Source organism: Altibacter sp. (assembly GCF_019913785.1).
GTDB lineage: Bacteria > Bacteroidota > Bacteroidia > Flavobacteriales > Flavobacteriaceae > Altibacter.
Map to the genome: position 1 here is coordinate 183,123 of NZ_JAIOHK010000055.1, position 22,747 is coordinate 205,869.

At 40.3% G+C, this 22,747-nt stretch carries 21 protein-coding genes and 1 tRNA gene; 7 read left to right on the plus strand and 15 right to left on the minus strand.

From position 1 onward, the window contains the following. The first annotated feature begins 491 nt into the window (after positions 1 to 491). Positions 492 to 1,199: a Crp/Fnr family transcriptional regulator gene (locus K8F54_RS09030; protein WP_290789801.1), complete on the plus strand. Its 708-nt coding sequence runs from the start codon at positions 492 to 494 to the stop codon at positions 1,197 to 1,199. Between the two features lie 59 nt (positions 1,200 to 1,258). Here the strand turns inward: K8F54_RS09030 and narI are convergent, their stop codons facing one another. The 7 genes from narI to rseP form a co-directional block, all read right to left on the minus strand. Then, positions 1,259 to 2,221: a respiratory nitrate reductase subunit gamma gene (narI, locus tag K8F54_RS09035; RefSeq protein ID WP_290789804.1), complete on the minus strand. Its 963-nt coding sequence runs from the start codon at positions 2,219 to 2,221 to the stop codon at positions 1,259 to 1,261. Then, positions 2,218 to 2,907 carry a hypothetical protein gene (locus tag K8F54_RS09040; protein ID WP_290789807.1) on the minus strand — a complete coding sequence of 230 codons (690 nt, stop codon included), beginning with the start codon at positions 2,905 to 2,907 and terminating at the stop codon, positions 2,218 to 2,220. The genes narI and K8F54_RS09040 overlap by 4 nt, the downstream gene beginning before the upstream one ends. Positions 2,908 to 2,911: 4 nt before the next feature. Then, the gene (gene narH / locus K8F54_RS09045) at positions 2,912 to 4,405 is read right to left on the minus strand and encodes a nitrate reductase subunit beta (RefSeq protein ID WP_290789810.1); all 1,494 of its coding nucleotides are present in this window, start codon (positions 4,403 to 4,405) and stop codon (positions 2,912 to 2,914) included. 20 nt (positions 4,406 to 4,425) lie between these two features. After that, positions 4,426 to 8,067, minus strand: coding sequence for a nitrate reductase subunit alpha (locus K8F54_RS09050; protein ID WP_290789813.1), 3,642 nt, complete (start codon positions 8,065 to 8,067; stop codon positions 4,426 to 4,428). Positions 8,068 to 8,113: 46 nt separating this feature from the next. Further along, positions 8,114 to 8,962 carry a cytochrome c gene (locus K8F54_RS09055; RefSeq protein ID WP_290789816.1) on the minus strand — a complete coding sequence of 283 codons (849 nt, stop codon included), beginning with the start codon at positions 8,960 to 8,962 and terminating at the stop codon, positions 8,114 to 8,116. Between the two features lie 534 nt (positions 8,963 to 9,496). Further along, a tRNA-Asn gene (locus K8F54_RS09060) sits at positions 9,497 to 9,570 on the minus strand. 92 nt (positions 9,571 to 9,662) lie between these two features. Next, the gene (gene rseP / locus K8F54_RS09065) at positions 9,663 to 10,976 is read right to left on the minus strand and encodes an RIP metalloprotease RseP (RefSeq protein WP_290789818.1); all 1,314 of its coding nucleotides are present in this window, start codon (positions 10,974 to 10,976) and stop codon (positions 9,663 to 9,665) included. 149 nt (positions 10,977 to 11,125) lie between these two features. Between rseP and K8F54_RS09070 the strand changes: the two genes are divergently transcribed. The 4 genes from K8F54_RS09070 to K8F54_RS09085 all read left to right on the plus strand — a co-directional run bounded on the left by K8F54_RS09070 (position 11,126) and on the right by K8F54_RS09085 (position 14,372). Then, positions 11,126 to 11,791: an SCO family protein gene (locus tag K8F54_RS09070; protein WP_290789821.1), complete on the plus strand. Its 666-nt coding sequence runs from the start codon at positions 11,126 to 11,128 to the stop codon at positions 11,789 to 11,791. A gap of 80 nt (positions 11,792 to 11,871) precedes the next feature. Next, a complete protein-coding gene (locus K8F54_RS09075) occupies positions 11,872 to 12,099 on the plus strand; it encodes a FeoA family protein (RefSeq protein WP_290789823.1) in 228 nt (75 codons plus the stop codon). A gap of 2 nt (positions 12,100 to 12,101) precedes the next feature. Next, positions 12,102 to 14,201, plus strand: a complete 2,100-nt coding sequence (feoB, locus tag K8F54_RS09080; protein WP_290789825.1) for a ferrous iron transport protein B — start codon at positions 12,102 to 12,104, stop codon at positions 14,199 to 14,201. A gap of 12 nt (positions 14,202 to 14,213) precedes the next feature. Beyond that, entirely contained in the window at positions 14,214 to 14,372 is a 159-nt protein-coding gene (locus tag K8F54_RS09085) for a hypothetical protein (protein WP_290789828.1), read from the plus strand. 7 nt (positions 14,373 to 14,379) lie between these two features. Here the strand turns inward: K8F54_RS09085 and K8F54_RS09090 are convergent, their stop codons facing one another. The 7 genes from K8F54_RS09090 to K8F54_RS09120 form a co-directional block, all read right to left on the minus strand. Beyond that, positions 14,380 to 14,793: a hypothetical protein gene (locus K8F54_RS09090; protein WP_290789830.1), complete on the minus strand. Its 414-nt coding sequence runs from the start codon at positions 14,791 to 14,793 to the stop codon at positions 14,380 to 14,382. Between the two features lie 50 nt (positions 14,794 to 14,843). After that, positions 14,844 to 16,004, minus strand: coding sequence for a metal ABC transporter permease (locus K8F54_RS09095; protein ID WP_290789833.1), 1,161 nt, complete (start codon positions 16,002 to 16,004; stop codon positions 14,844 to 14,846). Continuing rightward, positions 15,997 to 17,121 (minus strand): metal ABC transporter permease, encoded by a 1,125-nt coding sequence (locus K8F54_RS09100; protein ID WP_290789835.1) that lies wholly within the window; start codon positions 17,119 to 17,121, stop codon positions 15,997 to 15,999. The genes K8F54_RS09095 and K8F54_RS09100 overlap by 8 nt, the downstream gene beginning before the upstream one ends. Beyond that, positions 17,118 to 17,855 (minus strand): metal ABC transporter ATP-binding protein, encoded by a 738-nt coding sequence (locus K8F54_RS09105; RefSeq protein ID WP_290789837.1) that lies wholly within the window; start codon positions 17,853 to 17,855, stop codon positions 17,118 to 17,120. The genes K8F54_RS09100 and K8F54_RS09105 overlap by 4 nt, the downstream gene beginning before the upstream one ends. A gap of 1 nt (position 17,856) precedes the next feature. Next, positions 17,857 to 18,768, minus strand: coding sequence for a zinc ABC transporter substrate-binding protein (locus K8F54_RS09110; protein WP_290789839.1), 912 nt, complete (start codon positions 18,766 to 18,768; stop codon positions 17,857 to 17,859). Position 18,769: 1 nt separating this feature from the next. Then, a complete protein-coding gene (locus tag K8F54_RS09115) occupies positions 18,770 to 19,426 on the minus strand; it encodes a metal-dependent transcriptional regulator (protein WP_290789841.1) in 657 nt (218 codons plus the stop codon). Between the two features lie 106 nt (positions 19,427 to 19,532). After that, complete coding sequence (locus K8F54_RS09120; RefSeq protein WP_290789843.1) at positions 19,533 to 20,267, minus strand: TerB family tellurite resistance protein; 735 nt, start codon at positions 20,265 to 20,267, stop codon at positions 19,533 to 19,535. Positions 20,268 to 20,404: 137 nt separating this feature from the next. On the opposite strand from K8F54_RS09120, the gene K8F54_RS09125 reads away from it, so the two are divergent. Together K8F54_RS09125 and K8F54_RS09130 are read left to right on the plus strand one after the other, a co-directional pair. Then, positions 20,405 to 20,815 carry a BrxA/BrxB family bacilliredoxin gene (locus K8F54_RS09125; protein WP_290789845.1) on the plus strand — a complete coding sequence of 137 codons (411 nt, stop codon included), beginning with the start codon at positions 20,405 to 20,407 and terminating at the stop codon, positions 20,813 to 20,815. 65 nt (positions 20,816 to 20,880) lie between these two features. Continuing rightward, entirely contained in the window at positions 20,881 to 21,624 is a 744-nt protein-coding gene (locus tag K8F54_RS09130; protein ID WP_290789847.1) for a lysophospholipid acyltransferase family protein, read from the plus strand. Here the strand turns inward: K8F54_RS09130 and K8F54_RS09135 are convergent. Further along, positions 21,621 to 22,691, minus strand: coding sequence for a PA0069 family radical SAM protein (locus K8F54_RS09135; protein ID WP_290790001.1), 1,071 nt, complete (start codon positions 22,689 to 22,691; stop codon positions 21,621 to 21,623). The two genes, K8F54_RS09130 and K8F54_RS09135, sit on opposite strands and share 4 nt — an antisense overlap. Positions 22,692 to 22,747 lie beyond the last annotated feature (56 nt).

Consider the following 22,747-nt stretch of genomic DNA (forward strand, 5'->3'; position numbering starts at 1 on the left):
ACTAGCAACCTCTATTTATTGTTCAATAGCTTGCTGAAAACTTATCCCTTATTCTGGTATCATTTTGTAAACTTTTAACCGATACTGAAATTTTTGGAATTGATACCAAGGATAATGAAAGGCTTGCTTAAAGGATCTCCCAAAAAGATATATCCTCTCTGTCTTCCTACCACTACCAATGAATAGGTTATTAGGCCACTGGCCGAATTTCAAAACAAAGGTGTCATAAAATTAATCGAGAACGACTTTAAAATAATGGGTTTTGGTAAGCATATTTCTACTGCCGTATAAACGACGAACTTCATCTACGCATTGCTCAACTTCGCACTGAGCTTTACTTCAATTTTCATTTCTAAGATTCTGCATCAGATTTATGATATATATCATATTTTAACTTATTTTTGATCAAATATATATTTCGGTCTCTACTGAAATGTTATGGTAGATTTAGTATTTCTATCATCTTTAACTTGGGAGATATGGGTGTTAAAATGAAACTAGAATTATTTGGTTGTTCCGAATGCAAAAACCGTACTCAAAATCAAATATTCTGTAATCTTTCCCAAGGTGAAATCGAAACTATTTCCAAAGGCAAATCGGAAAACTTTTACCCTAAAGGACAGGTTATATTTCATGAGGGGTCAAGAGGAAATGGTTTGTATTGCGTTTATAAAGGAAAAGTAAAGGTGTATAAATCGGGGGAAAAAGGTAAAGAACAAATTATTCGTTTGGCCAAAGAAGGAGAAGTATTGGGGTATCGTTCCCTATTGAGCAATGAGCTTTACAGCGCTTCTGCGGCGGTCATTGAAGACAGCGTTGTTTGTTTTATTAGTAAGGGCCAGTTCTTAGAAGTGCTAAAGCAAAACAGTGAATTATCTTTGGAAACCCTTCAATTACTAAGTAGAGATCTCAGAGAATCTGAAAAGAAAATAGTCAATATCACTCAGAAAACGGTAGTTGAAAGAATAGCCGAATCGTTATTGGTCCTGAAAGAAAAATTTGGACTTGATCAAGACGGAAAAACACTTAATGCTACCTTATCGAGAAGAGAAATTGGTAATCTTGCCGGGGTATCAACAGAAACCACCATAAGAACCCTCTCTGAATTAAATAAAACTGATATTCTAAACCTTAACGGTAAGCAGATTGAGTTTTTAAATGTCAATAAGTTATTGAGTCTGGCCAATATTCGGGATTAATAATCTCCTAAAGGGCTTTTTGACTAGATACAGAAGTAATAAAAACGTACTTTCAACGCTTATTGACCTCTCGGTTTTCGGCCAAAAAAATGAGATTTCGAATTTCTTATAGCCGTTCTACTCCAATTCCAAACAACAAGTTGATATCGTCTCCATAAATAGTCTATTGGAGCAACCAAAAAGTGCATAAACCGAGTGAAGGGAATAATAGCTATAATTAAAAATGCTGAAATGATATGTATTTTTACCGCAAATGGCATTACACTTACAGCACTAATATCTGGATTAAAGGCAAATAATGATCTCAGATATGGGGTTATTGTTCCTGCGAACCATGAGGATCCCCATCTTACAAAAAAAGCAACCCATAATCCTGAAATTATCTGAACAAGTAAAGTGGTATATACAAGCATGTCCATTTTGTTGCTCACCAAGAGGACCAATTTACTGGACAGTCTCCGTTTAATAAGCAGAACCAGCCCTATTAAAACTGCCAGCCCGAATACAAATGATGACACTTCAAGAATAAGCAGTCGTACAGGTTCGCCGTTCCATGCCAAAACAGATTGCGGAAAGAGAAAGGCAATTAAATGTCCGAAAAATAGGAAGAGTAAGCCCCAGTGAAAAGGTTGACTCCCCCAAAACAATTTTTTGCGTTCTAAAAATTCTGAAGACAACGAAGAAACCTTAAATCCCATAAAACGGTACCTGTAAATAGTCCCAATTAGGAAAATGACAACAGCCAGATAAGGAAAAATCATGAAAAACAGATCGTTAAGCATTCCAATATTACCCTCTAACCCTAGCTTTATTAAATAGATACTTGCAGCAGCTACACCTAGCATAATCAACAAAACATAAAAATAATTCGTTCGCTTCGGAGGAAGAATAATCCCATTTAATACTGCGGCTTTTTTGATTTTCATCATGATATACACAAAGAAAAAAACAATGGCAATTCCTAAACCTATTATTGTATACAATAACGTTTCACTAAAATCTGATCCAATGAACAAACTCATTTCTTAACTGTTTTTTGTTGAACAAATGAACAACCTCCTCCACAGGCATTGGCTAGGCCAACAAGTGTTGGGTTATACTTGTGGATTTGATGTTCTTGGGAATCAACATCATCAAAATCCATTTTGAAAACTTTCAGTAAGGTTTGAAGCGCATTTTGATATATATTACCATTAGTAATGTCTTCCATAATGATAGCTTTCTGTTTCTTTTTTGTCACCTTACGCTTTAATGCCATTCTACCCTCCTCGAACTCTTCAAGCATTTTCTCGACGGCTGGAATTGCAGCTTTTAATACAAGTTCCTGAATAAACTCCTCATCTTCCGAAATGGCAATAAGCTGCAGTACATGTGGAAGATTGTCGGCAAGTTCTTCTCCGCAATCATGATTAATTTTAGCCTGTTCTTGTTTCATATTGACCAAAAATTCTCCTCGCGAATAGTCTTCTCCAAAAAGGACATAACCAATATCCAAATAGCAGATGGCCTGAATGTGGAATGTAAATCCGAAGACTTCTTCAATTTCACAAACCGATTTGTCATCAATATAATCAGCAAAACGCTGAAAAGTAACAGCCGCTTCGGGGTAGAACTCCTCAAGATATTGTTGGCAATATTTCACCTTGTCCTGATACCCGTCTTTCGGGTAGAAAAATATTTCAGAAAGTGCTATATATTGATCTTTCATTTTATTATAAACCCCTTGCAGGTCTTTCTTTAAATCCAAATCCCGTTTCGCCTTTAAAATCGGCAGTTGCTTCTAACATTTCTATAGATTCTTCCCTGTGAGCAGGAGGAATTACAAATCGTTCTTCAAATGTCGCCAAAGACGTTAACCTGTAGATTGCATTGGCAGTATCTTTATCTATTTGGGCAACAGTCATTAAATCCTTAACCTCGTCCTTGGGTAAATCCCCAACTGTACAGTCGCGTCGGTGAACTTTAACAGCCATAAGCTTATCGTAAACGGTTCTTACAATATCTGTATCGCCGGCCGAAAATAGGGAAGCTAGGTATTTCATCGGCAGCCTGTTCTGATCTATACTCGGAAACAAAGATTTCGCGCTTGATTCATAAACACCACTGCTATCAACCTGTGCCATACCGGGCAACATTGGCGGTACGTAAAACAGATTAGGTATCGTTCTATATTCTGGGTGAAGCGGCAAAGCAATTCCCCACTCTTTTACAAACTTATACACTGGTGAGTTTTGCGCAGCAGTTATTGTGGAATCGGCGATACCGTTTCTTTGTGCTTCCGCAATTACCTTGGGGTCATTGGGATCGAGATAAATATCAAGATGCGTTTCCACTAAAACATCTTCATTACAGGAGGCAACAGCCTCTATTCTATCGGCATCATAGAGCATAACACCCAAATAACGGATTCTACCAACACATGAATGCATACAAGCAGGCGCCTGTCCCGATTCCAATCTTGGATAGCATAAAATACACTTTTCAGATTTCCCGTTATTCCAATTGTAATATGTTTTTTTGTAAGGACAAGCTGTCACACACATTCGCCATGCTCTACATCTTTCTTGATTGATTAGAACAATGCCATCTTCTCCTCTTTTATAAAGTGCCCCTGAAGGGCAGGAAGCAACGCAAGCCGGGTTAAGACAATGATTACAAATACGAGGTAAATACATCATGGTCATTTTTTCCAATTGGAACATGGCCTCCTGTTCTGCCGGTGATAAACTTTTAAAATTGGTATCCTTTCTGGCATATTCCGGTGAGCCACCTAGGTCGTCATCCCAATTGGGGCCGGCCTTTATTTCCATGGGTTCACCTGTTATCATAGAAACAGCACGACCAATAGGCTGATCGTCTCCTTCAGGAGCTGTAAACAAGTCTTCGTATTTATATCTCCATGGATGATAATAGTCATCAAGCACAGGCATATTGGGGTTATGAAATATATTCTTTAACCCTTTTAATTTTCCTGCACCTTTCAGAGATACCGTATTTCCATTCTTCTCCCATCCACCTTTATATATGTCCTGATCTTCCCATTTAGTAGGGTATCCAGTTCCTGGTTTTGTTTCCACATTATTCCACCACATATATTCTGCACCTTTTCTATCGGTCCAAATGTTTTTACAGGCTACCGAACAAGTGTGACAACCTATACATTTGTCAAGATGAAAAACCATTGAAATTTGTGCTCTTATATCCATAATGATTGTAATACGTTTTCTTAATATTCTACTTTTGTCATTTTTCGTACCAATACGTGGGTGTCTCTATTTACACCTACCGGACCCCAATAATTGAAATGATAGGTGAACTGACCGTAACCTCCGCACATTAAGTTTGGCTTTAAGTGAACTCTGGTAAAGGAATTATTCATCCCTCCACGTCTAGGCTCGCCTTTTTTTCCTCTTCGTTCTTGCGACTTGGGAATATTATACGTTCGTTCAACAGCATGATAAACAATACATACTCCTTTCGGAATTCTAGAACTTACACAGGCCCGGGCTACATAGGTTCCGTGATCATTATATACTTCAACATGCTCATTGTCCTTAATTCCGAGTTCTTCCGCATCTTCTTCACTTATCCAACAAGGTTCGGCACCTCTAGACAAGGTAAGCATCCTCAATGTATCGCCATAAGTTGAATGAATATGCCATTTTCCATGTGGTGTAAGGCAGTTTAGCATCTTGGCCTTACCATCGTTAACCGTTACTCTCAAATCACCATAGGTTTCCGGTGTTGGTGATGGTTTATAGGTTGATAGATGTTCGCCGAAAGCAATATATGCGTCGTGATCCAAATAGAAATGCTGCCGTCCGGTAAGTGTTCTCCAAGGAACAAACATATCTACGTTATATGTATACGCCGCATAAGTCCTTCCTTCATGCATTAATCCAGACCAAAGTGGAGAGGAGTTATATCGTTGCGGTTGTGCCTGCAAGTCTAAATACTCCATCTTAATATTTTCGTATGGATTTCCTAGTTGCGCTATTTCAGGTACGCCAATTTTTTTAGCCATATTTTCATAACACCGCTTGGCCAATTTGCCATTCGTTAGTGTTGATAGTATAAGTATCGCATTAATGGCCTCAACATCATCTTTTAAAGAAGGGTATTCGGTTCCATCTTTCCATTTGGTAATATGCTGTCTTCTTGTCAACATCTCCTCGTATACATCCTCACACATATAATGGTTTCCATGTGCGCCCAAGCCATTTTCGGCTACTGCTTTTCCAAGTGAAATGAATTTATCATAAATCTTAGTGTAATCTCTATCCTTAAAAACAATTTTATGCATCGTCTTCCCAGGGATAGGTTCACAGTCACCTTTGCTCCAATCTAGAAGGTTCGTCTGACTTATTTCATCTTTTGAGTCGTGCGTAAGAGGAAGGTTAACAACATCTGTCATCACATCAGGAAGATACTGTGGCGCCATTTCTTGTACTTTCTTGGCCAAGCCCTGAAAAATTTGCCAATCGGTCTTTGCTTCCCAAACTGGAGGAATCGCTGCTGAAAGTGGATGAATAAAGGAGTGCATATCGGTAGAGTTGATATCTGCCTTTTCATACCATGAAGCGGTTGGAAGCACTATATCTGAATAAAGGGCCGAGGTATCCATTCTGAAGTTAATATCAATTACCAAATCCATTTTACCTTTAGCGCCTTCTTTGACAAATTCGATATCCTCAACTATATCTCCCGCCACCTCGTCGGCAATTTTATTACTGTGTGTGCCCAAATAATGGTCTAAAAAGTACTCATGTCCTTTGGCCGAAGTTCCTATGGCATTTCCACGCCAAATAAACCAGACTCTAGGGAAATTTATTTCTTTATCGGGCTGAACTACAGAATGCTGAAGATCTCCATTCTTTAGCTGGTTCACAATGTAATCTCTCATGGCCTCGTCAGTAGCATGTCCGCTGGCCTTGGCCTCTTTCACAATATCATAATTGCTTTTATTATATTGCGGATAGTAGGGCATCCAGCCGTTTTTAACTGCCATTACCACCCAGTCTGCACTGTGCATATTGGCAATTTTATTATCCGGGGACGAATTGTAGTATTTCTGATTACCATCATAACGCCATTGGGATGAATTGATATAGTGCCAAATTGGACCTTGTTGTAAACGAGGTGCGGTTCCCCAATCTTTGGAGCTCATAATAGTTGCCCAAGAATCCATCGGCGCCAATTTTTCCTGCCCAACATAGTGATTCATTCCACCACCGTTTTTCCCATTACACCCAGTGAGCATCTGCGCCATAATCGATGCCCGATACATCAGGTTATTGTGGAACCAGTGATTAATGGCGGCACCCACAATTACCATACAAGCCCCTTCTGTCTTTTCTGCCGTATTAGCCCATTCTCTGGCAATTTGTAATACCTCATTTCTACTAAGGCCTGTAAATATTTCTTGCCATGCCGGAGTATAAGCAGCATCTTTATCATCATATGATGATGGATAAGCACCTTCCAAACCACGCCCAACTCCATATTGCGCCATGGTGACATCGTAAATGGTAGTAACCGCGATTTTTGTCCCGTCTACACCTGTAATATAACGTACAGGAACACCACGATTAACCTTTTTGTCCAGCCCGAATTCTGTAAACTCAACCTGAAGTATATCATCATTATTTTCGATTAATGAAAGTTCGGGATCATATTCATTCCCTGTTTCACCATCTTTGTAGTTTAAATTCCATTTGCCTTTTTCATCTTGCCATCTATATCCGGAGGTTCCCATGGGTGATACCAGACCACCCGATTTTGAATCGAAGTTCAGAAACTTCCAATCTCCATTTTCAGCATCTTTGTACGTTGCCACTTCATTGGCACGAACCATTCTTCCGGGATGATAAGTTCCTCCTTTTTTCTCTAATTTTATGATAAAAGGACAATCGGTAAATCGCTTTACATAGTCTATAAAGTAAGGAACCTTGCGATCTACATGAAATTCTTTTAAAATAACATGAGTAACTGCCATCCAAAAGGCACCGTCTGAACCAGCATGTACTGGCAACCATTGATCGGCGTGCTTTGCAACCATACTAAAGTCTGGAGACATCACAACGGTTTTTGTGCCATTGTGCCTAGCTTCGGAAAAGAAATGGATATCCGGAGTTCTAGTCATTCCCAGATTCGCCCCCATCGAAATAATGTACTTTGATTTATACCAATCTGCGCTTTCACAGACATCGGTCTGTTCCCCCCAAATTTCAGGAAAGGCACTTGGCAAATCACAATACCAATCGTAAAAACTCAGGTTTACGCCACCCATTAATTGCAGATATCGAGCCCCTGATGCGTAACTCAACATGCTCATTGCTGGTATAGGTGAAAATCCAATCAAGCGATCCGGGCCATATTTCTGAACCGTATATATATTTGAAGCTGCTATTAATTCAGTAATTTCATCCCAATGTACTCTTCGAAATCCACCTTTTCCTCTTGCTCTTTGATACCTTCTTCGTTTTTCGTCATCGGCCTGTAAATTTGCCCAAGCCGCAACGGGATCTCCGTTCGCTTTTTCCTTCTCAATTCTGAACAAATCGATGAGAGCTCCTCTAACAATAGGGTACTTAACCCGTATTGGACTATACAAATACCAGGAATACGAAATTCCTCTTTGACATCCTCTTGGCTCATAAGGAGGAACCTCTTTATTAAATTGTGGATAATCCAGCTGCTGCATTTCCCAAACCACCACACCATCTTTTACATGGATTCCCCAGGAACAACCACCTGTACAATTTACACCATGCGTGCTACGCACTACTTTATCATATTGCCATCTGTTTCTGTAAAAATCTTCCCACTTTCGGGTCTTCGGTGAGATAATGTCTTCAATCCAACTCATATTATTAGCAAATGTTTATTCTATTAAATTGTATTAATACTTGTGATTACCTATTATAAATGTCGTGCTTAACAGATCGCTTAAGTCTTCTTCTCCAAAGCAATTCAATAACAAGGAACAGCACAACTAGGCCTCCTCCTCCACCCAAAAGAAGGACTTGATTTCCATTATTTATGGTTTGCTGTTCTTCTTTTACTTCATCGACATGCTTTAGATACGCTGAAAGCTGTATCACTTCCAAGCTGTCCAATGCATTATTCTTATATGCGGCAGCCATGACTGGAAACGGTGGCGTACCTATGATACTAACAAGGCCGGCATCGCCCATTCTGGAATACGCTGCTGTTAAGTCTTTCGCCAATATCCCGCCACTTATCAATTCATCACTGTCGATATGATGGCATGAAATGCAAGAAGTTCCTTTATTGGCAAATCTTTTTTTACCAGAAAAAAGAAGATGTCCGTTCTTAACATCCTCTTCTGTATATTCGATAGGTATAATTTCAACTGCTTCTTCAACGACACTCACTGATGAACTAGTTCTCGCCGCTGTTTCCTCATCAATATATGCCAGAATTGCGTTTATATCGTTATTGCTCAGACCGGGTTGGTCATTCATGATTACTTCGTTATTTTCTTTGAACAATGCAACGGCAAGAGAATCACCTGCCTTAATCATTGTTTGCGATGACTTAATGAAACTAACCACCCAATCTTTGTCCCGCTTTTTAGTAACGCCTAAAAGGTCAGGGCCTAGAAACTTCTTTCCTAACTTATGACATGCAGTACAATTTTGCTTAAACAGAGCCTCCCCGTCTTGTCCAATTATATATTGGGAGGAACAACTCAAAATAAAAAACATAAACACCGTAATACGCTTGCTGAAAATTTTCATTAGTCTTGGTAATTTGTTTAATCGTATTTGTTTAATCGTAGTCTATTCAACAACAAAAATATATAACCATCATGTCTAAAAATATGATGTGGCTCATATATTAGGATTAAACCAAATGTATCTGGGAGGTGACTGAAAAATCAATTAGCAACGCAACTAATTCTATAGGATTTACAGCATCACTTAATCCGGGTAAAACTGCGTAAGGGGATTGAAGAACTGGACTCCTAATTTGTAAAAAAGCAAACTGATAAGCAGGAGTACCAATTTCCATAAAACCAAAAATCAATGCCCTATCTTTTATCGCTGCGTCAGTATCTTGAAAAGGTATTTTTAATACAAATGTTGAAACCTTATTTGTGGTTCGTTTTCATCTACATAGAGGGAGTGGGTTCGCCTGTATAAATAAAAGATTTATTCACGTCATTGGGCGAAGAAATAAAATTTAGGTGGCCTCAGAAAAGCCAGTGCGGCAGGCCGTGTACCTCACAAAAAAAGCCACTCACTTTCGTGAATGGCTTCTCGTCGCTTTCGCTCCTCTTCTTGGGCTCGAACCAAGGACCCTCTGATTAACAGTCAGATGCTCTAACCAACTGAGCTAAAGAGGAATTTCATATAGAAATATAAAAGCTGTTAGTCTTTTAGCGGTTGCAAATATAATTTATTTTTCTAAGTGCTACAAAAAAGAATTTCACTTTTTTTACCCCCCAAATATGGCGCGATAGATATCATTTCCATTTGCAAATAATACCAATGCAATCAACAGGAAGAATCCAACCATTTGTGCGTATTCCATAAACTTATCATTTGGCTTACGCCCGCTTACCATTTCATACAGTAAAAACATCACATGACCTCCATCCAAGGCCGGTATCGGGAGTACGTTCATAAAGGCCAATATGATTGAGATGAGCGCTGTGGTTTGCCAAAAACTCATCCAATCCCAGGTGTCCGGAAACAGATTCCCTATGGCTCCAAAACCACCCAACTGACTCGCCCCTTTCGTGGTAAACACATATTTAAATTGTTTTACATAGTCCTTTAGGATATTATACCCAAATCCAACCCCTCCGGTGATGCTTTCTAAAAAAGTATAGTCGAGATGTGTCGTCTTTCCATAATTATTAACGCCAACAATTCCGTCCTCATTAGGTGTTACATTCATGGTCAGTAGTTGACCATTTCTATCGACTACAATGGTATTCTCCATATCCTTGTTCTCTACGACATTCATCGTAAACTCATGCCAATACGAAACATCCAAGCCGTTTACCGATATGATTCGGTCTCCTTTCAAAAAACCGGCCATTGCCGCCGGATACTCTGCAAGCACCGTATCTATCACCGGGTTTCTACGCTCAACAAATGGCTTCAGAATGTCTTTTTTAAACATTTCAGTACCAATATCTTCAGGAACCGCAAGTGTTTCGGTGGTGCCGTTCTCGTGTCTTACTTCAATTGAAGTCACATCTCTCAAAAACAGATATTTATTAATATCGGTCACATTTTCAAATACATCTCCGTTTACTTTCAGAATTTGATCTCCGTCCTGAAAACCGTATTGTTTAAATTCTTCAGCAATGGCAAACCCAAGGGGCATATCGGCATTGGTGGTGATATTTCTACCGTAAAACCCTAAGATCATAGAATAAATAGCAAAACCAACAATAATATTCACTGTAACACCTCCCAGCATAATGATTAATCGCTGCCAGGTTGGCTTGCTTCTAAATTCCCAAGGTTGCGGTGGCTGCGCCATTTGCTCCTTGTCCATACTTTCATCGATCATTCCCGAGATTTTCACATACCCTCCCAAAGGTAACCACCCTATCCCATAGACTGTATCGCCAATCTTTTTCTTAACCAATGCAAATTTCACATCGAAAAACAAAAAGAACTTTTCTACTCTGGTTTTAAATATTTTAGCGGGAATAAAGTGTCCCAACTCATGCAAAACAATCAATATAGATAAGCTTAAAATAAGCTGAAGTGCCTTCACCACAAATGGAGTCATAGTCATAAAAATTAGGGCACAAAAGTAATCTTTTCTGCCCTGTTAAAAAAATAATTCAAGGGTACTCGTTAGTATTCCAAAACTTTAATACGTTACAATCGTGATATTATTCTTTTTGATGGTAATTTTGTTTAAATTTTTTACTGAAGATGCTCCGGTTTTTTGAAAAATATAAGTTTTTGGCCATTGTACTAATGGTCCTCTCCATCATTATTATTTCCCTAATCTACCAAATCCTGAAGCCCACTGCTGTTTTACCCGTATTTCAACCGGCTCAGGTGAATGCAGAAATGGTAGACAGTACCCTACAGCATGTAAAAAAATACCATACCGTTGGCGATTTTTCATTGCTCAATCAAAACGGAAAAGAAATCACCTCAAAAGACTACGAGGGGAAGATCTATGTAGCCGATTTCTTTTTCACCACCTGCCAAACCATCTGCCCCATCATGACGGACCATATGTTACAAATTCAGGAAGCTTTTAAAAATGATACCGCTGTGTTATTGCTTTCGCATACAGTAACCCCTGAGATCGACTCGGTCGCCCAACTCAAAAAGTATGCCCTAGAGAAAGGAGTGGACGACAAAAAATGGAATTTGGTCACCGGAGATAAAAAAGAGATCTACGACCTCGCCCGTAAATCATACCTCGCGGCCAAAGACAATCCATTTTCAGAAAATGACCTAATCCACACCGAAAATTTTGTACTTGTCGATGCTAAAAAACGAATTCGAGGGTTTTACGATGGTACCAGTCCGGAGGACATCACAAAACTTTTGGAGGACATTCAAATGCTGAAAGCAGAGCACTAATTTTTTTAAACTGAAATGTTTTTTCACCTCCCAATTTTAGGTTACTTTTGCCTTGTTTAAAATCAATCTAAATAAAGTACATGCTAACAATTGCTTCATTGAAAAAAGGGCAACGCGCTATTATCAAGGACTTTTCCGTAGATGTAGTGCCCTTGAAGTTATTAGAAATGGGCTGCCTCCCTGGCAATGAAGTGACTTTAGTACAACTTGCCCCATTTCATGATCCACTGTATCTCAATATAAATGGTAGTCACCTCGCTATTCGGAAAGAAACCGCCGCCCAGATTGAAATAGAATTGATAGACTGACCATGGCAAAACAAATCAACGTTGCTCTCATAGGAAACCCCAATACCGGAAAAACATCGGTGTTTAACAGGCTTACCGGTCTGAATCAAAAAGTGGGTAACTATCCGGGTATTACGGTTGAAAAAAAACAAGGAGTTTGCAAATTACCACGCGGGGTAAAAGCGCATATTCTAGATTTACCGGGCACTTATAGTTTGAATGCCTCTTCCCTAGATGAGAATGTCGTCATCGAATTACTGCTCAATAAAAATGACAAAGACTTCCCCGATGTCGCCATAGTGGTCACCGAAATTGAAAACCTAAAGCGGAACCTCCTTCTTTTTACTCAGATTAAAGACTTGGGGATACCCACCATCCTTGCGGTGAACATGTCGGATAGAATGAAGCGTAAGGCCATATCGTTGGATGTGGAGAAATTGGAAGCCTTGCTGGAGACGAAAATCGCACTTATTAGTTCGCGAAAAAATGAAGGTTTTGAACTTTTAAAGGAATACATTACCAACTATTCACAACTATCTACCCTTCCTTGTGTAAATGCTTCGGAAATTGCCCCCCAATATTTTGATCGGCTTCGAAAGGCATTTCCCAACCAAGATCTATACAAACTTTGGCTGGTCATTACACAGGACGTTAACTTCGGAAAGCTCAACCGAAATGAAATGAAAGGGGTTGCCACGTTTCAAACCGAATCGGTTAGTAACCTGAAACGCCTTCAGCAAAAGGAAACCATAGCGCGTTATCAATTTATCAATAATGCCTTAAAAGAAACACTGGTGATCGATACCGCCAACGCAAAAGATCTGCGCAGTAGGTTCGATCGGGTGCTAACGCACAAGGTTTGGGGCTACGTTATTTTCTTCAGTATCTTATTGCTTATTTTTCAAGCCATCTTCGACTGGAGTAGTTACCCCATGGATTTTATTGATACTTCCTTCGCTTCGTTAAGTGAATGGTTAAAGCAAACGCTTCCCCCTGGAGATTTCAGTAATCTCATTGCGGAAGGAATTGTGCCGGGATTGGGAGGTATCGTTATTTTTATTCCGCAGATCGCCTTTCTATTTTTATTCATTTCCATTTTGGAAGAAAGCGGTTATATGAGCCGGGTGGTATTTCTAATGGATCGCGTAATGCGAAAGTTCGGTCTGAGCGGCAAAAGTGTCGTACCACTCGTTTCAGGAACTGCCTGTGCGATTCCGGCTATAATGGCCACGCGTAATATTGAAAACTGGAAGGAACGGCTTATCACTATTTTGGTAACTCCTTTTACAACTTGTTCGGCACGACTGCCGGTGTATTTGATCATTATTGCCTTGGTGATTCCCGAACAACGCATTCTGGGAATTTTTAGCCTACAAGGGCTCACCTTGATGTTCCTGTACCTACTCGGTTTTGCATCAGCAATTTTTTCAGCTTATTTGTTGGACAAGATACTGCGTATACGAACCAAGACTTTTTTCGTGGTCGAAATGCCCAATTACAAGATCCCACTGTTAAAGAATGTTGTAATCACGGTGGTGGAAAAAACAAAATCCTTTGTATTGGGTGCCGGTAAGATCATTTTAGCGATATCGGTTATATTATGGGTTTTGGCCTCCTATGGTCCGGGCGATTTTAATAATGCCGAGGTACTCGTAAATAAAGAAACAGCCTCAAAAAATCTGTCTGAAAAAGAACTGGAAACAAAAATTGCTTCTTTTAAATTAGAGCACTCCTATATCGGTATTTTGGGAAAAGCAATTGAACCGGCTGTAAGACCTCTTGGATACGATTGGAAAATAGGAATTGCCATAGTAAGTTCTTTCGCAGCCAGAGAGGTGTTTGTTGGGACCCTCGCAACTATTTACAGTGTGGGTAGCGAAGAAGAGGAAACCATCAAAAATAGGATGGCAGCCGAAGTCAATCCGGTACTGGGCACCCCATTATTTAATTTTGCAAGTGGTGTATCCTTATTGCTATTTTATGCATTTGCTATGCAATGTATGAGTACGCTTGCCGTCGTAAAACGAGAAACCAATAGCTGGAAATGGCCTTTATGGCAATTATTTGCGATGACAGCAATCGCTTATGTTGTTGCCTTGGGTGCTTATCAACTTTTAAAATAATATCTTTGTACTATGCAAACTATTTTAGTCCTTATCACCTTCTGTATCGCAACAGGCTACTTATTAAAGAAGTTTGTGTGGAATCCCATTTTTGAAGGACGGCAAAAAACGCCCGGAACCTTAGACGGTGGAAAAACCAAATGCGGTAAAAACAATTGCGGCTGTCACTAAAATACGATTATTTCTGAGTCGATATTAGTACAGCATATGCTCTATTTCCTTTATCTTCGGAAGTAGGATAGGGCGAAACTGCAGCCACTTTTAAAAACACATCATCCGAATCGTATAAGGTACGATCTGAAGACTCCCCGGGTTTTGTTTGTCCAATAAGAATTTCCTTTTGGAATGCCGGTTTTCCTTTTATACCAACCTCAATCTGCACCCGTATTCTCCCTGCCCAAATACAGGTAACATCTTTGGGACAACGAGAATCCTCCAATACCGAAACGAATCTAACAGAAGCATCTCCTATCTGGGCCACTTCGCCGGCAGGGATTCTCACCAAAATTAGAGGAACTTCAACAGGGGTTTCGCTCTGTGCAAATCCAACCAGAGTGAACCCAACTAAAAGGAGAAACAGTGCTTTTTTCATGTAAGATATATTTGATTTTAAAGATAACTGAAAAAATAATGCCAGAAAAACTACCCCCTGAATAAAAAGAAATCGTCTTTCATATGTTCAATACGATCGTCCTTATTGGTAATGATATATTCCAATGCGCGATTGGTAAAATCTGTTCCTTTTTCGGTAAGCGAAACAATATCGTTTGCGATGGTTATCATATTGTTCTTTAGCGCAAGCTCCAAGACGGTTTTTGCACGTACTGTTTGCCAATTAATGTGTTCTGTGAGATGATTGATGTGTCGTTCAGTCTCTTCGGAATGGTTATTCAAATGCAGTAAAAAAGTGATGAGAGAGACCTCCGTACGTTGTTGTTTTTGGCGGTACAAAACCGAAAGCAATCCTTTCTTAGGGGCAAACAGATATACCAATAAAAATACAATCCCCAGAACCGTGGTCATCGACCCCGAAATAGACGCATCCAAAATATGCGCAAGCCAATATCCCCCAATCGCTGAAAATACCCCAAATCCAATGGATAACCACAACATACGCCGCAAATCGCTCGTGAGCAAATAGGCTGTAGCCGACGGGGCAATAATCAATGCGACCACCAAAATAGCACCCACAGCGTCAAACGCACCAACAACCGTTATTGACGAAACCGACATCAATCCGTAATGCATCACCACAGGCGAAATCCCCATGGCCGAAGACAAGCCCACATCAAAGGTACTTATCTTCAATTCTTTAAAAAAGAGCAGCAATAATACCACTGTTATAATTAAAACCCCTCCCATCAGCCAAAGCGACTTTGGCCCTACATCCATCCCAGAAATGAGCAACCTATCAAAGGGGGCAAAAGCCAATTCACCTAACAAAACAGCATCAATATCTAAATGAATATCATTGGCATTTTTGGCAATTAAAATAACTCCAATACTAAATAAAGCCGGAAATACCAGACCAATGGCCGTATCTTCCTTAACCAGTCCCGTTTTTTGGATGGCCTCCACCAAGACCACAGTTATCACCCCTGTCAAGGCCGCTAATAAAATAAGTAGTGGCGAATTTAAATCTTGCGTAATAAAGAAGCCTGCAACAATCCCCGGTAAAATGGAATGACTAATGGCATCGCTGATCAATGCCATTTTCCGAAGCACCAAAAACACCCCCGGTATGGCACAGGCCACGGCGACAACAGCAGCAATCAATTGTATTTCTATCTGTGGACTAGTCATCGTTTGGTTTTTGGCTAAATAAATTTTTGGCTTCTTCAAAACCTGTTTGGGTCAATGCCCATTGCTGACCAAAAAGCTGAATCCAATCTTTCTCTTCCAATCGCTGCAAGGACTTTTTGGTAAATCCTTGAAAATTATTTAAAATACGAATGGCATGTGGATGCGAAATATCTTCGTGATCCTTTGCAATACCATACATAAACTGTAATGTTTTCTTTAATTGCAGATCGCGACGGTTGTTTCTGAAACGAATTTCGCGGAATAATAGCCCTCTCCCCGGCGAAAAAATAAAGGAGAATAGTACAAATACTGCTGCCACCAAGACTATGACCGGACCTGTAGATAAACTGTCTTCAGTGGCACTAATCGCGGTTCCAAACACCCCCGAAAAAGCGCCGAAAACGGCCGCCAAAACGATCATCACTCCAAGACTGTTGGTCCATTGACGAGCGGCGGCGGCGGGGGCTAATAACATAGCACTCATAAGTACCACTCCAACCGTCTGCAGTCCAATGACAATCGCCAACACTATAAAGAATGTGATCAATATGTCAATAAATTTGGTATTGAAGCCTAAGGTTTTGGCGTAATCTGCATCGAAAAGTAAAATCTTGAATTCCTTCCAGAATAGCAGTAGAACAAAGAGGCTAATGCCGGTTACAATGAGCATCAATTGTACATCCTTTTCGACCAGCGTTGCTGCCTGCCCAAATAAATATTTATCCAAGCCGGCTTGATTGGCGTTGGGTTGCTTCTGAATAAAGGTTAGCAATAACATTCCGAAGCCAAAAAAGAGAGATAGAATTAACCCTAGGGCCGTATCACTTTTCAAGTGTGTTTTTGAAGTAATGCCTCTAATCCAAAAGGTGCCTATTAACCCACTAACCAAAGCACCTAGTAGCAACACATTCGTGTCCTTGGCGCCCGTAATTAAAAAAGCCAACGCAATTCCCGGCAGGGCTGCATGCGAGATGGCATCTCCTAACAAACTTTGCTTTCGCAGTACCGCAAAACTACCCAACATGCCACAAGTTGCCCCCAATACAGCCGTTCCGAGCGTGATGGTTCGGAGCGTATAATCATTCCACAACAGATCGAAATACTCGGATATGGTCATTTGTTGATGGCTACCTTATAGTTAATTCCGTAGGTCTTGGTCAAATTATCATCGTTGAAAATTTCCTTTACCGGTCCAGTGGCGATCTTCTTTACGTTCAAAAAGGTCACCCAGTCAAAATACTCCGGGACGGTCTGAAGATCGTGGTGTACAACCACCAAGGTCTTACCCGCCTTTCGCAATTCCTTTAAAATATTGATAATTGCTATTTCTGTAGTAGCATCCACTCCCTGAAACGGTTCGTCCATAAAATAGATGGATGCATTTTGAACCAGCGCTCTTGCCAAAAAGACGCGTTGTTGCTGACCACCACTTAACTGACTAATTTGTCTGTTCTTAAACGATAACATGCCTACCTTTTCCAAGGCTTCAAGAGCTGCCTTCTTTTCCTTTTGTCCGGGGCGTTTTATCCATCCCAAACTGCCATAGGTCCCCATCATCACCACATCGACAGCTGTAGTTGGGAAATCCCAGTCTACGCTTCCTTTTTGGGGTACATAGGCGACTAATTTTCGTTGTTTATCATAGGGTTTCCCATAGATAGATATACTTCCTGCAATGGGCTTAATGATGCCCAGTATTGCTTTAATAAGTGTCGATTTCCCGGCACCGTTTGGTCCCACAATAGCCATAAGGACTCCTTCGGGAACGGCCAAATCGATATCCCACAAAACGGGTTTGTAGTTATATGCAACCGTGAGGTCATCCACTTGAACCGCCAATTTCCTTTCCATGCTACTGTAGTGCGTTTACAATTGTATTTACATTGTATCGAAACATTCCTATATAGGTGCCTTCTTCTGTTCCAGCGTTTCCTAGGGCATCACTATACAAAGAGCCTCCTATGGTGACCTCGGCCCCCTTCGACAAAACTGCCTCCTGCAACGCTTCAATGGTGCGTCGCGGCACAGAACTTTCTACAAAAATGGCTTTGACCTGCTTTTCAATGATAAAATCTGAAAGCCTTTGCACGTCCTGTACGCCTGCTTCGGTGGCAGTTGACAGTCCTTGAAGCCCTACTACTTCAAAATCGTATGCCTTTCCGAAGTAATTAAATGCATCATGAGCAGTCACTAAGATCCTTTTTTCTTTCGGAAGTGTATTAATAGTTGCTTTCACTTCAAATTCCAATGCATCCAATTGTTCAAGGTAACTCTCTTTGTTTTTTTGAAATATTTCGGCATTTTCCGGATCTGCTTGGCTCAAAACCGAAGCTACCTTTTCTGAGAACTGTTTGAAATACTGTATATCAAACCAAACATGCGGATCGTAATTGGAAGCAAAATATTCCGAACCTATTAAAGTGCTTTCATCTAGCGATTCGGCCAATGGCACTTGTATTTTGTTCTGACGTTCCATTTTTTCGAAAACCTCCACTAATTTTCCTTCCAAGTGCAAGCCGTTATAAAAGATCACATCGGCTCCGAAGAGTTTTGATACATCCCCTTCGCTGGCCTTATACAAATGGGGATCCACTCCGGCACCCATCAAACCATTTACTTCAATAAGGGCTCCCCCTATATTTTTAACGAGATCGGTAATCATGGTCGTGGTGGTAACCACTTTCAATTTGCCATTATCTTCTGTATTGTTTTTACAAGACATCGTTAACAAAACGACACCTATTGTTACAATAAGTTTCTTCACATTAATTGGTTTGTACATATAAATTTTCGGCTATTTTTTGAGAGACAAAGAACTGATCTCCGCCCACTTGAATAATCATCGAACCATCAAAAAACTCTTTTCCCAACACCTTAATTTTGGTACCGATACTTATTTTTCGTTTATCGAGATACTGCAAGAATTCGGCACTGGTCTCTTTTACGCCCACACAGACGCCGCGTTGGTTCTTATCACATTCTGAAAGCAGTTTCTTTTCGGTTCGCTTCACGTTCCCATGTTTATCGGGGATGGGATCACCATGCGGATCGAAATCGGGATTGCCTAAAAATCTATCCAACCGACTTACCAACTCGTCGGATTGAATATGTTCTAATTGTTCGGCAATTTCGTGCACCTCATCCCACTGAAAATTTAGTTTCTCAACTAAAAAGACTTCCCACAGGCGGTGCTTTCTAATCACATTTGCCGCTATTTTCCGTCCGTTAGGTGTTAAAAGGGTTCCCTTGTATTTTTTATAGGAAAGCACTTCCTTTTCGGCCAGTTTTTGAACCATATCGGTTACTGACGACGGTTTGGTATCCATACGCTCCGCGATGGCGTTGGTGCTAACTTCCCCTTGAATTTGTTGCTCTAAGTGGTAAATAGCTTTTAAATAATTCTCTTCTGCACGTGAAAACATAGGGCAAAGGTAAAGATATTTTTATATTTATATGTGTTTTATTTTTAGCCTTGTCTAAATATAAGGCCAAAATAGTCTTATTTTCTTATTATAAGAAATGATCTATTTAAAATCCACGTTCTTTTTGAAGTTGTTCGTAGGCCTCTCGGACTTTTCTGAATTTTTCCTCAGCCCCTTTCTGATAGGCTTCATCCATGTGTTGTAGCTTGTCCGGATGGTATTTCTTGGCCATGGCTCTATAGGCCGCTTTGACTTCCGAATCGGTGGCGGTACGTTCAATCTCTAGGATCTTATACGCACTGTCCGGGTTTTTAAAGAACATTGCCTTAATGCTTTCGAAATCTCTGTATTGAACGCCTAAATAGCCTGAAATCCTATTAATCTCTTGTACCTCAGGTTCTGTAACATGTCCATCGGCATTGGCAATACTGAATAAAAAGTGCAGAATTTGAAGTCGGGATTCATATCGCGTTCTGGAGCGTAACAAATTAGAAATATTCTGTGCCGAAACCTGTCTTTTTTTAATTACCTCATTGAAAACACGAAAGGTGGCGTTGGCTCTTTCCGTACCATAGGCCTGAACAAAATACTTACGCACATAGTCCAGTTCGCTTTGATTCACCGTGCCATCTGCCTTAATCACTAAAGAGGCCAGTGACAAAAGATTCAGCTCAAAATCGGCCGGAGAAACGGTTTCCCTTTGTTGCTGAAACACCTGCTGAAAGGAACCGCCTTTTTTACTGGTTAGATTGTCGAGTAAACTCCCTAACAAGAATCCCAAAATTGCCCCGGGAAATCTAAAAAATGTATAGCCAAGAATAGCGGCAATCCAACGAATCATAATCTGTAATTTCTAACTTCTAACAGCGACCAAAGATAACCATTTCAACGAGAGTTTTAGATTCCTTTAACGCATAGGTAAGCTTAAAATTAGTTACCTTTGCATCAAAATTGTTACACATTTTAAAGACCCATAGTATGTATCCACCGGAATTAGTTAAGCCCATGCGTGAAGACCTCACTAAAGTAGGTTTCACCGAATTACATTCAGCAACAGATGTAGAGAATGCACTTAAAAAGGAAGGAACTACCCTAGTAGTAGTTAATTCAGTTTGCGGCTGTGCCGCTGCAAATGCTCGCCCGGGTGCTAATATGTCACTTCAGAATGAAAAAAAACCAAACCATTTGGTAACGGTTTTTGCCGGAGTAGATACCGAAGCCGTGAATGCTGCTCGTGCACATATGGTGCCTTTTCCTCCAAGTTCTCCATCCATGGCCTTGTTCAAAAACGGTGAATTGGTTCATATGCTGGAACGTCACCACATTGAAGGTCGTCCCGCGCAAATGATCGCTGAAAATCTTAAAGGAGCTTATAACGAGTATTGTTAGGTTCAAAAAATCTTTTTGAAGAGCCGCCCACTGTTTCAGAGGCGGTTTTTTTATACTTTTGAAGTATGAAGCAGCTTTCTAAAATCCTCAGCTATCCGTTATCGGCTGTATTTCTTCTCCTTTTCGGTCTTAATCTTCTTTTATTTCATCCTATTCAATGGTTTTGCTTGAATGTATTCGGATATCAAGCGCATAAAAAGAGCGTGGACTATTTTAATTGGGTAATTGTCCGACTATTGCATATTGTAGGTGGGACCTATGCTATTAGAATTCATGAAAAGCTTCCTTTGAATGTGCCTGTTATTATTGTTTCTAACCATCAAAGTATGTGGGACATTTCTCCCCTAATTTGGTTTCTTAGAAAATTGCATCCAAAATTCATTTCTAAAATTGAATTGGGAAAAGGAATCCCTTCGGTTTCTTTCAATCTGAAATACGGCGGAAGCGTCCTCATAGACCGTAAAGATCCACAACAAGCAACCGAACAGATCACAAAAATTGCCCATTACATTTCAGAGCACAATCGCTCCGTAGTCATTTTTCCTGAAGGCACCCGAAGCAGAGATGGCCATTTAAAAACATTTCATCGAAAGGGTCTTACCACCTTGTTCAAAAATGCTCCCGAAGCCTATGTGCTACCTATTACGGTAAACAATTCCTGGAAATTACAAACCAAAGGCATGTTCCCCATCCCTTTGGGAGTCCATTTAACATTTGATATCCAAGCCCCTGTCAAAGTTTCAGATCACAGCTCGGATGCCCTTATCGACCTCCTAGAACGACAGATCGGTGCCATGGTCAAAAATTAGAACAACCGCATTTGAGGGTTTTTAAGTCGCAGGTAGTGTGTTTCATCTAAGGGTAGTATTTCCCTTCCCTTCATAAACTTCTTTTTAGCCAACGCCATGGTTGCGCTTATTTGAGCAGCAATAACGCCTTCGCCCCGCATCCGTCTTCCAAACTGACTGTCATTTAGATTCCCTCCATGGCATTCGGCAATTTGATTGAGAATTCGTTCTGCCTTATCTGGAATGGTTTTATACGCCCAATCTTTAAATAGTGCGGCAATTTGTCCGTTTAATCGGACTATCGTAAAGGCTACATTTTTCGCCCCCATTTCAGCTACTTTCTTCACCAAAGGAATGATCTCATGACTATTTAAGGAGGGAATGATAGGTGCCATCATCACGCCAACCGGGATATTATTTTCTGAAAGTACCTGCACCGTTTTTAAGCGTTGTTTGATACTTGCCGTACGCGGTTCGAGCAATCTCCTAGTCTCTTCCGAAAGTGACGTAATGGAAATATTCACAGTAATAATATTGAGTCGTGCCATTTCCTTTAAAATATCCAAATCACGTAGCACGAGTGAATTTTTCGTAATGATACCAGTAGGATGTTTCCATTTCAGCAAGACTTCCAGACACTTTCTGGTAATGCCCAATTTTCGTTCGATGGGTTGGTAACAATCTGTATTTCCTGAAAACACAATGGTTTGCGGTTTCCAATTTTTGTTTTTCAACTTTTCATCGAGCAATAGTGGTGCATTCTTTTTTACAAGAATGTTTCGTTCAAAATCCAGCCCGGCTCCATAACCCCAATATTCATGGCTATTACGAGCATAACAATACACACAGCCGTGTTCACAGCCTTGATAGGGATTTGCCGAAAAATTCATCCCCACATCGGGACTATGTATCTTGTTCACAAATGATTTTGGGAATACTTCAATATAGTTGGTTCTGTTCCTATCGGCTTCTTCTCCTTCTGTTTCACAGAAATTGAGGAAATCATCCCGAGTTTCGTGGTGCAGTTCGAAAAACTTGTTAGCTATGTTGCGTTGTGCACCACGGCCTTTTAAAAAAGATTCAGACATAAAATAGCGTTGAGATGAAGACTTCTTCAAAGCTATTTATTATTTGGAATATTTCC

Coding starts and splice junctions, on each gene's coding strand:
- K8F54_RS09030 (WP_290789801.1), top strand. CDS start 492: ATGAAACTAGAATTATTTGGTTGTTCCGAATGCAAAAACCGTACTCAA.
- K8F54_RS09100 (WP_290789835.1), bottom strand. CDS start 17,121: ATGACCATATCCGAGTATTTCGATCTGTTGTGGAATGATTATACGCTC.
- K8F54_RS09055 (WP_290789816.1), bottom strand. CDS start 8,962: ATGAAAATTTTCAGCAAGCGTATTACGGTGTTTATGTTTTTTATTTTG.
- narH (WP_290789810.1), bottom strand. CDS start 4,405: ATGGATATAAGAGCACAAATTTCAATGGTTTTTCATCTTGACAAATGT.
- K8F54_RS09090 (WP_290789830.1), bottom strand. CDS start 14,793: ATGAAAAAAGCACTGTTTCTCCTTTTAGTTGGGTTCACTCTGGTTGGA.
- K8F54_RS09125 (WP_290789845.1), top strand. CDS start 20,405: ATGTATCCACCGGAATTAGTTAAGCCCATGCGTGAAGACCTCACTAAA.
- K8F54_RS09075 (WP_290789823.1), top strand. CDS start 11,872: ATGCTAACAATTGCTTCATTGAAAAAAGGGCAACGCGCTATTATCAAG.
- rseP (WP_290789818.1), bottom strand. CDS start 10,976: ATGACTCCATTTGTGGTGAAGGCACTTCAGCTTATTTTAAGCTTATCT.
- K8F54_RS09130 (WP_290789847.1), top strand. CDS start 20,881: ATGAAGCAGCTTTCTAAAATCCTCAGCTATCCGTTATCGGCTGTATTT.
- K8F54_RS09095 (WP_290789833.1), bottom strand. CDS start 16,004: ATGACTAGTCCACAGATAGAAATACAATTGATTGCTGCTGTTGTCGCC.
- K8F54_RS09105 (WP_290789837.1), bottom strand. CDS start 17,855: ATGGAAAGGAAATTGGCGGTTCAAGTGGATGACCTCACGGTTGCATAT.
- narI (WP_290789804.1), bottom strand. CDS start 2,221: ATGAGTTTGTTCATTGGATCAGATTTTAGTGAAACGTTATTGTATACA.
- K8F54_RS09040 (WP_290789807.1), bottom strand. CDS start 2,907: ATGAAAGATCAATATATAGCACTTTCTGAAATATTTTTCTACCCGAAA.
- K8F54_RS09135 (WP_290790001.1), bottom strand. CDS start 22,691: ATGTCTGAATCTTTTTTAAAAGGCCGTGGTGCACAACGCAACATAGCT.
- K8F54_RS09050 (WP_290789813.1), bottom strand. CDS start 8,067: ATGAGTTGGATTGAAGACATTATCTCACCGAAGACCCGAAAGTGGGAA.
- K8F54_RS09085 (WP_290789828.1), top strand. CDS start 14,214: ATGCAAACTATTTTAGTCCTTATCACCTTCTGTATCGCAACAGGCTAC.
- K8F54_RS09070 (WP_290789821.1), top strand. CDS start 11,126: ATGCTCCGGTTTTTTGAAAAATATAAGTTTTTGGCCATTGTACTAATG.
- K8F54_RS09120 (WP_290789843.1), bottom strand. CDS start 20,267: ATGATTCGTTGGATTGCCGCTATTCTTGGCTATACATTTTTTAGATTT.
- feoB (WP_290789825.1), top strand. CDS start 12,102: ATGGCAAAACAAATCAACGTTGCTCTCATAGGAAACCCCAATACCGGA.
- K8F54_RS09115 (WP_290789841.1), bottom strand. CDS start 19,426: ATGTTTTCACGTGCAGAAGAGAATTATTTAAAAGCTATTTACCACTTA.